The organism is Ensifer sp. LC163 (assembly GCF_001695855.1).
In the GTDB taxonomy this organism is placed as follows: Bacteria; Pseudomonadota; Alphaproteobacteria; order Rhizobiales; family Rhizobiaceae; genus Ensifer.
On sequence record NZ_MBSS01000068.1, the window covers coordinates 186,518 to 198,767 of the forward strand.

Annotated in this window: 11 protein-coding genes and 2 pseudogenes; 10 read left to right on the top strand and 3 right to left on the bottom strand. The window is 59.6% G+C overall.

Annotated elements, in window-relative coordinates; translation table 11 throughout:
• The first annotated feature begins 160 nt into the window (after positions 1-160).
• From BC360_RS30250 to BC360_RS30265, 4 genes are all read left to right on the top strand, one after another.
• On the top strand, positions 161-1,252 hold the full coding sequence (locus BC360_RS30250; protein WP_065797970.1) for a CapA family protein: 1,092 nt from the start codon (positions 161-163) through the stop codon (positions 1,250-1,252).
• A gap of 380 nt (positions 1,253-1,632) precedes the next feature.
• Positions 1,633-1,998, top strand: coding sequence for a hypothetical protein (locus tag BC360_RS30255; protein ID WP_065797971.1), 366 nt, complete (start codon positions 1,633-1,635; stop codon positions 1,996-1,998).
• 315 nt (positions 1,999-2,313) lie between these two features.
• Complete coding sequence (locus BC360_RS30260) at positions 2,314-3,225, top strand: CheR family methyltransferase (RefSeq protein WP_065797972.1); 912 nt, start codon at positions 2,314-2,316, stop codon at positions 3,223-3,225.
• Positions 3,226-3,415: 190 nt separating this feature from the next.
• Positions 3,416-4,855 carry an oligosaccharide flippase family protein gene (locus BC360_RS30265; RefSeq protein ID WP_083222792.1) on the top strand — a complete coding sequence of 480 codons (1,440 nt, stop codon included), beginning with the start codon at positions 3,416-3,418 and terminating at the stop codon, positions 4,853-4,855.
• Between the two features lie 22 nt (positions 4,856-4,877).
• On the opposite strand, the pseudogene BC360_RS31185 reads toward BC360_RS30265, so the two are convergent.
• Together BC360_RS31185 and BC360_RS30270 are read right to left on the bottom strand one after the other, a co-directional pair.
• A pseudogene (locus BC360_RS31185) lies at positions 4,878-5,000 on the bottom strand (IS3 family transposase); the annotation flags it as partial.
• Between the two features lie 137 nt (positions 5,001-5,137).
• A complete protein-coding gene (locus BC360_RS30270) occupies positions 5,138-5,341 on the bottom strand; it encodes a cold-shock protein (protein WP_065785321.1) in 204 nt (67 codons plus the stop codon).
• On the opposite strand from BC360_RS30270, the gene BC360_RS32465 reads away from it, so the two are divergent.
• On the top strand, positions 5,252-5,653 hold the full coding sequence (locus tag BC360_RS32465) for a hypothetical protein (protein WP_167590865.1): 402 nt from the start codon (positions 5,252-5,254) through the stop codon (positions 5,651-5,653). The genes BC360_RS30270 and BC360_RS32465 overlap by 90 nt on opposite strands.
• A gap of 73 nt (positions 5,654-5,726) precedes the next feature.
• Here the strand turns inward: BC360_RS32465 and BC360_RS30275 are convergent, their stop codons facing one another.
• Entirely contained in the window at positions 5,727-6,881 is a 1,155-nt protein-coding gene (locus BC360_RS30275) for an ROK family transcriptional regulator (RefSeq protein ID WP_065797974.1), read from the bottom strand.
• Between the two features lie 204 nt (positions 6,882-7,085).
• Here BC360_RS30275 and BC360_RS30280 point away from each other — a divergent pair.
• From BC360_RS30280 to BC360_RS30300, 5 genes and pseudogenes are all read left to right on the top strand, one after another.
• Positions 7,086-8,392 (top strand): annotated as a pseudogene (locus tag BC360_RS30280) (extracellular solute-binding protein).
• Positions 8,393-8,464: 72 nt separating this feature from the next.
• Positions 8,465-9,355, top strand: a complete 891-nt coding sequence (locus BC360_RS30285; protein ID WP_065798009.1) for a carbohydrate ABC transporter permease — start codon at positions 8,465-8,467, stop codon at positions 9,353-9,355.
• Positions 9,356-9,358: 3 nt separating this feature from the next.
• Positions 9,359-10,276, top strand: a complete 918-nt coding sequence (locus BC360_RS30290) for an ABC transporter permease subunit (protein ID WP_065797975.1) — start codon at positions 9,359-9,361, stop codon at positions 10,274-10,276.
• Between the two features lie 4 nt (positions 10,277-10,280).
• Positions 10,281-11,411 carry an ABC transporter ATP-binding protein gene (locus BC360_RS30295; protein WP_065797976.1) on the top strand — a complete coding sequence of 377 codons (1,131 nt, stop codon included), beginning with the start codon at positions 10,281-10,283 and terminating at the stop codon, positions 11,409-11,411.
• A complete protein-coding gene (locus BC360_RS30300) occupies positions 11,408-12,238 on the top strand; it encodes a glycerophosphodiester phosphodiesterase family protein (RefSeq protein ID WP_065797977.1) in 831 nt (276 codons plus the stop codon). Before BC360_RS30295 ends, BC360_RS30300 begins: the two co-directional genes overlap by 4 nt.
• Positions 12,239-12,250: the final 12 nt, after the last annotated feature.

A 12,250-nucleotide genomic window follows, 5' to 3' on the forward strand; every position in this document is an offset into this window, starting at 1 on the left:
GGTCCGGTCCAGAGAGGACATGGGACATCGCCCGATTGTCGGTTTCGATAGCCTGACAAGCGAAACGCCGGATGGTTTGCAATTGCGTTGATGCGGCTCAATGAAATGACGCGCGCGGGATCACCATTGTTGAATTGCCATTGGCCGAGAAGGAGTATGCATGAGGTTCTTTCTTTGCGGTGATGTCATGACCGGCCGCGGCGTCGACCAGATCCTGCCGCATCCTTGCGATCCGGCTCTGTTTGAACGCTACTGCTCATCGGCGCTGGACTATGTCAGGCTTGCCGAACGGTCTTCGGGGCCCATTCCGCGCCCTGTATCGCTCGACTATATCTGGGGCGACGCGCTCCTGGAGATCGACAGCCAAGCAGCGGATCTCCGCATTGCCAATCTCGAAACGAGTATCACCGCGAATGGCGTGCCAGAAGCCAAGGGCATCAACTACCGCATGCATCCGGACAATATCGGCTGCCTCGCCATTGCCAAGATCGATTGCTGCGTGCTTTCGAACAATCATGTTGCGGATTGGGGAATGCCGGCTTTGTCCGATACGGTCAGGTACCTTGCGCAAGCGGGAATCGCCAGCGCCGGTGCCGGCGACAATGCCGAAGCTGCGGGTCGCCCGGCGCTGCTGCACGCGGCAGCAGGACGACGGGTGCTGGTGTTCGGTTTCGGCTGTCCTTCTGCGGGCGTCTCGGCTCATTGGGCCGCCAGAAGGCAAAGGCCGGGCGTCAATTTCCTTGGCGATCTGGGGGACGCTGCTGTCGCGCGGGTCATACGCGGCACGGAGCAATGCCAAAGCGCCGGGGACCTCGTCGTCGTGTCGATCCATTGGGGGCCAAACTGGGGCTATGAGATACCGCAAGCGCATCGACAGTTCGCCCATCGGCTGATCGACGAAGCCGGCGTCGGCCTTGTTCACGGGCATTCGTCCCACCATCCGATCGGTATGGAAATCTACCGCGGCAGGCCAATACTTTATGGATGCGGCGATTTCATCAACGACTACGAGGGGATACGCGGTCACGAGGCCCTGAGACCGGATCTCGCGCTCGCCTATTTCGTGGACATCGACGACCGCGACCATCGCTGTCGCGGCTTCGAAATGGTAGCGTTCCGCCGGACAAGATTTCGTCTCGTACGTGCTGAGTACGACGACGCCGTATGGCTCGCCGAGGTGCTTTCCAGACGGAGCCGGGGCTGCCGAATTGCGAAGGGGGACGATGCGTTGATCAGCCTTAGTGCGGCATGACGGTCTAGCGATAGGGAAGCCGGATATGTCCGCATGCAAGACTTGAGTGGGGCAACGGCATGTCCAACTTGCTACCAAGGAGCGGAACCGAGCCGGATTGCGCGATTTCGAGGAGCGCCTCATCGAGATCGACGGTAAGGACGTGACCAAGGCTCTATCGGCCAAGCGCGGGCTCGCCATGGCGTTCCAGTCCTAAGCGCTCTATCCGCACATGACCGTGCGCAACAACATGGCCTTTCCACTCGAGATGGCCAAAAAGCAGAGCAGACATTATGCGGCGAACTTTAGATTCAGGTGACTAGATGCATTACGCAATTTGGTTGAATTTTTGGCCAGACTGCGGAGTTGATCGCACACCCCAACGAACCTAGAAATGCGGGATGGCAAAGCTGTGGATCTCATATCTGAGTGGTTTGATGAAGCTAGCGATCATTTTGTCGTTCGCTGCATTCACCTTCAGCAATTCAGAGCAGGTCGCCATTCATAGCAGCGCTGCCTTAGTTGAAGCCGCTATTGATGTCGGCCATTCGCATCACTGCGTGAGCGCGGCGGATGAGAAGAGCGATCACCATAACGGCGAGCATAGCTACCGGAAGTGCTGCCGTGCGATGTGCACTGTCTTAGCGGTTCTGACGGACGTCCCGACGTTGGCTGACCGGGCGCCAGCCACGACGCACCCACGTGCTGTTTGGTCCGAGCCGAATTCGTTCTTTCCCCCCCGCCTCTATCGCCCTCCAATCGCCTGATTTTGTGAAATCGCGCCGTATCCGCGACGCGTAATCCCGTAAGCCGCTCAGTTGGCTCACGCTGTTGGAGATATCACAAAACTTAGGTTCAGAGATGAACGGGTTTCACATCCGGTCTTGCGCAGGTCCCATCCAGCACACTTCCGAAAGCCGATGGCTGACTATGTGCGGGCGGACTGGATTCATCCCGCGCGTTCATCGACCGAACTCACTTGCTCCTCGCTTGGGCACCGACTGGCGCGAACCTTTCGCTAAAGAGAGGTCGTTGCCTTTCGGATTGCGCGGCGTCGGAGCAACTGATCAGGAGTTCCTTACATGTCCACCATCAATTTCGCCGATGCCGTTTTCCAAACGCCACGCCGTGTCTGCCACAGTATCTGGGACGGGCTGCCAGGCGCGATTACGCAGACCCGCGCTATGCGCCGTTTGGGCAGATTCATTTATCGCAGGTTCACCCGCCACACGGTTCGCAACCAAAGCCACTACACACAGTTCATGCGAAACCCGCCGCTGTTGGACGTCTTGGCAAGGCTTTTGTCCGCGTACCAGATTGGGTCGACCGTCAAACTGGCGTCAATTGGGTGCAGTACAGGCGCGGAGTTATATTCGGCCATGTATGTGCTGCGTCGGGCCCGGCCAGATTTAACGATTCTGGCGACAGGCGTGGATATTTCAAGCGAGGTTGTCAAAGCTGCCGAACGAGGCATCTATTGTCCAGACCAGCCCGCCGCAATAAACGGCTTGTATCAGGAAGGGCGACCAGAAGTCTTCCGGGAAGATATCAATGCTCTTCGCGACGTGTTTGAAGTTCAGCACGGTGGAACGCTTCGGGTGCAGGATTGGCTTCGCAAGGACACCATCTGGTTTACAGCCGATGCAACGGAAGGTGGGCTCGCTGCCACCCTCGGGCCGCACAATATCGTTCTTGCAAACAATGTGATGGGTCCGATGGACGACCCGCTTGCCGAAGTCTGCTTGCGGAACGTGATGAACTTAGTCGAGCCCGGGGGATACCTTGTTGTCGATGGTATCGACCTCGATTTGAAGACACGAGTTTTGGCAACGTCCGATTTCAAGCCGGTCCTCCTGGGACAGGAAGAACTGTGGTCGGCTGATGGGTCGAAGGACGGATGGCCGTGGGTCCGTTGGGGGCGTGAACCTTTGGATCGGACCGAACCAACCTGGGAGTTGCGATACTCGATAATCTTTCAGCGTACCCAAGGTTAAGCAGAAGGTGGATAGGCGAGGGGGATACGCTTTGCCGTATTCCTCCGTCCGGCCACCCTATCGCTGCCGAGACTTTTTTCTTTAATGAAGGACGAGTCCATTGCCAGTTGACCGGTCGGCAGACCAACCAAACCAGCCGCTACGGGAAAAAGGTGGAAGTACGGTAAGCTCGAACACCACCGGATCAGTCATGGCCGGAGGATTTTGGGTGATTGCCGCCAAGGCGACTGCTCAAGTCACACAGCTTTGTACGTTCTTTGTTGCTGCACGACTTCTCGCGCCGACCGAGTTTGGATTGTTTGCATTCATTTCGGCCATAGCCATTCTCTGCGTTGTTCTTGCGGAAGGAGGTTGGGCCGAATTCATAATGAAATCCGGTGACGACCGCGATCGTTTCGACCAGGTGGCGACAATCGCTTTGCTGAGTGGTCTGTTCTTTACAGTGTTGGGGTTGGGTGCCTCGGCAGTGCTTTATCTCTGGACGGAGAGATATTGGGAAAGCGCTCTTCTCGCACTCTTCAGTTGCTGGATGCTGCCAGCCGCCGTTTCGACCGTATATGACGGGACCCTCGTCGTTCGTGGTCAACTGCGTCAGCAGGCGGTTATTCGCATCCTGGCAGAGGTGGTCGGCGTTGGTGCGACGATCACAGGGCTTCTTCTTGGATGGCATGCGGCCGCCCTGGTCATCGGCAGAATTGCCATCCAGCTAATGGTGCTTACGGGGTCAGCCCGGATCGTTGGCTGGAGGCCGCATTTATCTATCACGCGATCGGTGGTGAAGGGCGTTTTTGAGTTCTCACGGCATATCGTCGCGAACCGGATCGTCGTCTTTCTCAGCTCCTATTCTGGAACGCTCGCAGTCGGTAGTTTCCTGGGCGTAACCGAGGCCGGGTACTATCGCGCTGCGGAACGAATAGTCTCGGCCATCTCCGAGTTTTTGGGGGAGCCAACCCGGGCACTTGGTTGGGTCGTTTTCAGGCGTGCTCGGGACCGGCAGGCCAAGCACCAGGACAATTCAGTTGCCGAAGCGAGCGGTCGTTTTCTGACCGTGCTGCTTGTTGTTGCTTCACCCATCTATCTTGGGCTGATGCAGGTGTCGGACGCCCTGGTTTACTTTGTTCTTGGCGAGCAGTGGATGCCTGCGGCGCTCATCGTGTCAGTCCTATGTCTGAAGCAACTGCTGCTCCTGCCGGGTTACATCACCGAACCGTTGCTGTCCGTGATGGGGAACGTGAACAAGAGACTGCCGGTCACGCTGTTGAACGTCTTCGTGTCGCTGTCACTCATCGTCGCGCTCGCGCCATTTGGTCTGCTGCCGTTGGCGGTGGGACAATGCGTCAGCGCCGCCTTTGCGGTGACGACGTCGGTCAGATTACAGATACGGTTCGGCGGCGTTGACTGGCGAAGCGTGATGAAGAATATCGCAATCCTGATCGCGCCAGCCGCTTCAGCAATGGTCGCCGTTGTTGTCGTTCTTCATGGCAAGTTGGAGGTGCCGTCGATCCCGTTGATGTCGACATTCCTGTTACAGGTTGGGATTGGCGCTGCGGTCTATTGCTCGATCTTCCTGCTGCTTGCTCGATGGACAGGACGCGTGAAGCTTGCCCGGCAAGGTGAGCTATCGTTGTAGAGGTCGGCGAACTGGTTCTCCGCAGCAGGTCGTGCACCTTCATCACCCGATAGACGCGTTTGACGTTTGGCCACGAGCGGCTTTCGCTGCGGGCGTTGCGGCGCAGGATGGCATGAACCCGGCGATAGCCGTAGGCCGCTATGTCGTCGTCGAAAGTCATCGATTCCGTGCTCGGCTTCGAGCCTACTTAGGATCGGCATGCACCTTGCGCCGCGAGCGCTGACGCCGCCAGAAACAGGCGACGTTGCCAATGGGCCATCTTTGAGTGAGAAGAGATGCAGATCAAACTGATCTGACGTTTTCCGCTTTCGACTTCCCGGTCTTGCGGTCTTGGCCCAGTTCGTAGCTGACCTTCTGTCCGTCTCGAAGTGGTCCGGAGTCCTGAACCGCCGACACATGGACGAATACATCTGCCCCGCCATTGTCGGGCGTGATGAAGCCAAAACCCTTGTCCTGGTTGAAAAATTTAACGGTACCGGTTGCCATCTTTATCCTCGTCAACGAAGCGGCTTACGTGCCGCCGGCAGAGCTTATTCATCGCTGCGCTCGCATGCAACCTTTCCTCCGCGCGACAGCGCGGACCAAATAGAATCCTATAAAAGGCTTGGTTGCTCGACTGGCTCTCCGGTCTTTGCGACAATGGTCGAAGCCGAGGGATATCTACGCACCAGATCTGCATGCGAGCGCTTGGGTGACCATTTTCAACGCCCTATCTGGCCGCAAACGCTGGCGTGCATCGCGATTGAACTTGCTCTCTACGACATCCGCATCAACGCGGTTGGGCTTGGCTGTCGTTGAAATCCCCGTCTCCCTTCGGTCGTCGGTTCGAATCCACTCAAGGCGACCTTTGCCGCCCCCGCGGCGGGCGGTCTCAAACGAAGCATGCTTGGAACGGCTTTACAGCTGCTCCCATCGCCGCCGCGTCGCTGCCGATCTCCGAAATAATCAGTTTCGGATGGGGACGGGAAACGCCGTAGCGGGGTTTCCCGAAAAGTTCGGTGCGGTCGATCAGCATCTGGGCAAGATCCACGGGGACCTGCCCGCCGAAGACGATCGCCTGCGGGTCGTAGACGGCCCAGATCGCGTTGACGAGACGGTTATAGGCTGGCGCCACCTCGTCGACCCATTCCTCCACACCTGGCCAAGTCCGGTCGAAGTGCTTTCGCATGTAGCTGATCGAAGGAACGTTGACGTTATGGCGATTGAGCCTTTCCAGCAGATATTGCAGTGCCGGCCGTCGTTTGTTTTCCTCATAGTCGTACATCTGCGAGAACTCTCCCGCATTGCCGTTACCGCCGAGCAGAAGCTCGCCATCGCTGATCAGGCCGCCGCCGAAACCGTAGTTGAAGCTCAGATAAGCCAGATGCTTGATGTGGCGGCCGGCTCCGAACATGATCTCGGCGATTGCTCCGGCCTTGGCGCCGTTCATGGTCCAGACCGGTTTTCCGAAGGTTTCGAAAAGTAACGGGCCGAGTTCGATCAACGACCATTCGTGCAACGGCAGGGACGCATTGTAGCGCGTCCCGTCCACGTGGAAGCCGGCGATGCCGAAACCAATTCCAAAGAAGCGCTCCGACGACAGCCCGAGACGCTGCTGATGCCCTGTCAGTTCCTCGCGAACAAGCTCCAGCGATTGCCGCATGCTGCGGTTCCACAGCAGGATGCTGCTTTCGGCCAGGATTTTTCCGGAAAGGTCGATGAGACAGATGTCAATCACATCTGAAGTGACGGACAGGCCGCAGGCATAAGCGTGGTCGCCGTTGAGACGCAGCATCGGGCTCGGCTGGCCGCTGCCAAGCCCGGGCTTCGGCTGGCCCAGAAGTACGATGCCGCGTTCAGACAGACTGTCCAGGATCCGATGGACCGACTGCTGCGTCAGGTCGGACAGTCCCGTCAGTTCCGAGCGGGAGAGACCCGGGTGGCGCCAGATCAATCGCATGAGGCTGCGCTCGTTTGCGGAAGCGACCGCATCGTCGTTGGCGCGAAGAAAGTGCTGGTCGATCAGCAGTTCCGGTGAATAAGGCATGCTCGGTCTCCTTGCGCAGGGTAGTTACCACGCGCGTGTGACAACTGCTAGGAGTTTGTCTTCCTTCCGTGCGTATCGCCCATAACGCGGGGGAGGATGCCGCGGCATCCGAGAATACCTTCAACTAATTGTCACACACCAAGTGTAACAACGCCCCGTCATTCTTCCCGAAAAGGCTCGGGTATCCAAAAGGGCGAAGCGAACATGAAGATCTCCACTCTTGCGGCCACGGTCGCGCTTCTCGGCTGTGCCAGCGCGGCCCAGGCCACCAATATCGAATTCTGGTATGGCAATACCGGCCCGGTCGAAACCGCTATCAAAGCCCAGTGCGATGCCTTCAATGCCGCCCAGAGCGAGAATCACGTCAATTGCGTCGGCCAGGGTAGCTACGAAGTCTCGATGCAGAAGGCGATTGCCGCCTACCGTGCCAAGAACCATCCGGTTCTTATCCAGTTCTTCGACGCCGGCACGCTTGACTGATGCTGTCGGACGCCGTCGAGCCGGTTCAGGACCTGATGCCGGACGTCAAGTGGGACCAGTACATCGCCGGCGCCCGCGCCTATTACGAAACCTCGGGCGGTAAGCTGTTCGCCCAGCCCTACAATTCCTCCACGCTGCTGTTCTACGCGAACAAGACCGAGCTCGAGAAAGCCGGCATCATGCAGACGCCGACCACCTGGGAAGAGGTGATCGAGGCCGCCCGCAAGCTGAAGGCCGCCGGTCATGCCTGCCCCTTCGTCACCGATGGCGACACCTGGCGCGTGCTCGAGCAGTTCTCCGCCCGCCACGGCCTGCCGATTGCGACCAAGCACAACGGCTATGACGGCCTCGACGCCGAATATGCCATCAACGCCACCTTCGCCGCCAAGCATCTGGCCAACCTGGTCGAGTGGCGCAACGAAGGCCTGGTGCGTCTCGCCGCCGACACCAAGGCCGGCAACTACACCGCCGCCTTCAATGCCGGCGAATGCGCGATGATGGAACAGTCCTCCGGCTCCTACACTGCCGCCGCCAAGGCGTTCGACGGCAAGTATGAGCTGGCCGTCAACATGGCGCCGATGTACAGGGGCTATGAGCGCCACAACACGTTTGTCGGCGGTGCCTCCATCTACGTCATGAAGGGCCACGACAAGGCCGAGATCGACGCAGCCAAGGCCTTCCTCGACTTCCTGCGCCGTCCCGAACAGCAGATGTTCTTCACGGCCAATACCGGTTACGTGCCGGTCACGACCGATGTGCTGGACGCCATCGCGAAAAGCGGCGAGGCGAACTCGCCGAAATACGCGACCGCCAAGCTCGGCGTTGAATCCATGAACCAGCCGGCGACGGCAGATACCCGCGGCATCCGCCTCGGCTTCTACGTGCAGTTCCGCGAAGTCTTCATGGAAGAAACCCAGAAGGCCTTTGCCGGCCAGCAGACCATGCAGGCGGCACTCGACAACACCAAGAAGCGCGGCGACCAACTGCTGCGTCGCTTCGAGCAGACCTACAAGGGCAAGAAGCTTCCCTGATCCTGATCTCGCATCCGCTGACATGGGGCGGAAAACCGCCCCATGTCCTCATTCTGTTTTGGGACTGTCTCCATGTCGTCGGAATCCTCCCTGTTCAGCCATCGCTGGCTGCCGCTTCTTCTTGCGGCGCCGCTGATGTTGCTGATCGTCCTGTTCTTTTATGTGCCGGTCTTCCAGGCCTTCTATTGGTCGTTTTTCCTGGAGCAGCCGTTTGGCGGCGGCTCGGAATTCGTCGGTTTCCAGAATTTTGCGCGCGTCCTGTCGGATCCGGAATTCTGGATGGCCGGGTGGCGCACCATCGTCTTCATGCTGACGGCATCCTCGCTCGCGGTCATCGTGCCGCTGATGCTCGCCATCGCCGCCGACCGCAAGATCGCCCTGTCTATCCCGGCCCGCAACATTTTGGTCTGGCCGAAGGGCATCGCCGGCGCCTCGATCGGCGTTGTCTTCGCCTTCATCTTCAACCCGTTCGTCGGCCTGATGGCGCCGCTCAATACGCTGGTTCCCGGCCTGTGGAACCCCGGCATCGATGGCACCGACGCCTTCATCACTTTGGTCGCTGCACATGTGTGGAGCGGCATTCCGTTCAATTTCGTCATCCTGCTCGCCGGCCTGCGTTCGATTCCGCACACTATGCACCAGGCTGCGGCGATGGACGGGGCAGGGCCCTGGCGACGCATATTCGACGTGCAGCTGCCGTTGATCATGCCGCAGCTGTTTCTGACCTTCGTGCTCGAATTCACCGAGAGCATCACCTCGGTCTTCGCACTGATTGATACCATTACCGGCGGCGGTCCGGGCGGTTCGACGACGCTGCTCGTCTACAAGATCTATGTCGACGGCTTCCGCGGCTTTGATCTTTCCGGCGCTTCCACCCAGACGGCCATCCTGATGGTCTTCGTCCTTCTTCTCGCAGCCTGCCAGTTCGTCTTCCTCGGCCGGCGCATCAATTACGAGCGCTGAGCCATGGTCGAGAACGCACGCTCCATCAACATCGCCGCCAGCATCCTGCTGATCATCGGCATCGTCTATATCGTCGGCCCGCTCTACCTGACGCTGTCCACCGCGTCGCAGTCCTATGAATACATGCTGCGCAACGGGCTCGCCTGGGTTCCGGGCGGTGAGCTGTTTGCCAATATGGGCAAGGTCATCAACGACACGCGCATCCCGATCCAGATGCTCAACAGCATGATCGTCGCCTTCTCGAATGCGCTTGCCACCTGCGCTTTGTCCTTCCTGTCGGCCTATGCGATCGTCTATTTCCGCATTCGCTGGGCCGGCGTGGTGTTCGCGCTGATCCTGGCAACGATCATGCTGCCGCTCGATATTCGGGTGATCACCACATACCAGGTCGCTTCCAACATCTTTTCGCCGCTCAATGCCGTGCTGGATGTCACCGGCCTCAACGATCTAATCGCCAATGCCTTCGGCGCGCCAGTCCATCTCGAACTCAGTGTGCTCAACACGCATTTCGGCCTGATCGCGCCGCTGGTCGCGCATGGCACCGGCACGTTCCTGTTTCGGCAGTTTTTCCTCACCCTGCCCAAAGACCTGTTCAAGGCGGCCCGCATGGATGGGGCAGGGCCGATCCGCTTCCTGTTCGATATCCTGCTGCCGCTTGCCCGCACAAGCGTCGCCTCGCTGTTCGTGCTCACCTTCCTGAGCGGCTGGACACAATATCTCTGGCCGTTGGTCGGCGCCTCGACGCCTGACATGCAGACCGCCGTGGTCGGGCTTGCCCGCCTCGTGCCGGATGCCGACGGCCAGGTGCCCGATTTCCCGATGATCATGGCCGGTGCCGTGCTCGTTTCCCTCGTTCCCCTGTCGATGATCGCCCTGCTGCAGCGTTTTCTCGTCCAGGGCCTCGTTCTTTCGGAGAAATGACCCAATGACCGCCATCGACACAGCCATTCGCGCCGCCGCGGCCGATATCGAGCTCATCGGCGTCACCAAGGCCTATGACGCCAAGACCGTCGTCATCCCACAACTCGACGTGGCGCTTCGCCCCGGCGAGTTCACCGTCGTGCTCGGCCCGTCGGGCTGCGGCAAGTCCACGCTTCTGCAGATGATCGCCGGTCTTGAAAGGGTCAGCGGCGGCAAGATCCTCATTGGCGGCCGCGAGGTGCAGAACCTAGAGCCAAAGCACCGCGGCTGCGCCATGGTGTTCCAGAACTATGCGCTTTATCCGCATATGACGGTCGCCGAAAACATGGCCTACAGCCTGAAGGTCGCTGGCGTCTCGAAGGCCGAACGCGCCGAACGGGTGGCCACCGTCGCGAAGATGCTCGGCCTTGCCGATTTCCTCGCCCGCAAACCGGGCCAGCTGTCCGGCGGCCAGCGTCAGCGCGTCGCGATCGGCCGCGCCATCATCCGCGAGCCGGGCGTGCTCTTGTTCGACGAGCCGCTCTCCAACCTCGATGCCCAGCTGCGGCACGACATGCGCGTCGAACTCGCCGACCTGCATCGCCGCATCGGTGCCACCAGCGTTTTTGTCACCCATGATCAGGTGGAGGCGATGACGCTCGCCGATCGCATACTCATCCTCAACAAGGGGCACATCGAACAGTTCGATACCCCGAAGGCGATCTACCACCATCCGGCTTCCATCTTCGTTGCAAAATTCATCGGCTCGCCGCCGATGAACATTTTGGCAGTGACGGGCGACGGTTCCGCGCTGCGGCTGGCCGACGGCCAGGTGGTCGCGAATTTCGCCGGCAAGGGCAGTTTCCAGCTGGGCATTCGCCCGGAAGACATCACCGTCAAGGCAGGCGGCCCGATCAAGGCGCAGATCCGCTACCGTGAGGACCTCGGCTCCCACGAAATCCTTGAAGCGGACATCGCCGGCCAGCCGCTGCGCATCGCCACGCCCTTCGGCGCCGAAATCGATCCGACATCGACGCTATCCTTGTCCTTTTCCCAGGCCCGGCTGCATCTCTTCGACAATGGGACCAGCCGCGCGATTTCCAATGCCTTCGATCAGACCAAGTCCGCGCCCGCATCAGTGAAAGAATACCAGTGAACTACAGAGAGTTTATCGCCGATCCGGCCCGCGATTGCGCCATCGTCGCGCATCGCGGCTTCTGGCGGGATGCGCCGGAAAACAGCCTTCTCGCCATCGAAAGGGTGATCGACGCCGGTTACGAGGTGGTCGAGATCGATATCCGCCGCAGCGCCGATGGCGGGCTGTTCCTGCTGCATGACGAGACGCTGGAGCGCATGGCCGGCCTCGATGCCGCGCCGGAAAACCTGTCGTCGCAACAGCTTTCCGTGCTTGCCCTGCGCAACCGCGACGGCGGTGCCGAGAATGCGTTCACCGGCGAAAAGCTGCCGAGCCTCGCCGAAGTTTTCGAACTGACGCGCGGCCGCATTTTTCTGCATCTAGACGTCAAGGATCGGGATGTCATCCCGGATGTCATCGCCTGTGCCAAGGCCATGGAGGTCCAGCGCCAAGTGGATTTCTGGGCTTCGTTGAAAACCGAAAAGGACCTTGCCTGGATCCGCGAGACGATCATTCCGCATGACGTTCTGTTCATGGCCAAGACCCGCCTCAACGTGCCGAGCGCCGCAGCCCAGATCGCGCTTCTGTCGGAACTCTCGCCTTCGGTCTGTGAAATTTATTTCGATCGGCTGGAAGAGCTGGCCGCCCTCGATGGTGCTTTGCGTGAAAACGGCATGGCGCTCTGGGTCAACACGCTCGATTCCGTCGCCTGCGCCGGCTTCACCGATACCGCAGCACTTATGGATCCCGACGCCGTCTGGGGTCGCCTGATCAATGCCGGCATCTCGGTCATCCAGACCGACGAGGCGGCGGCCCTTCAATCCTATCTGGCGGCACGCCGCGCCTGACCTACCCAAGGA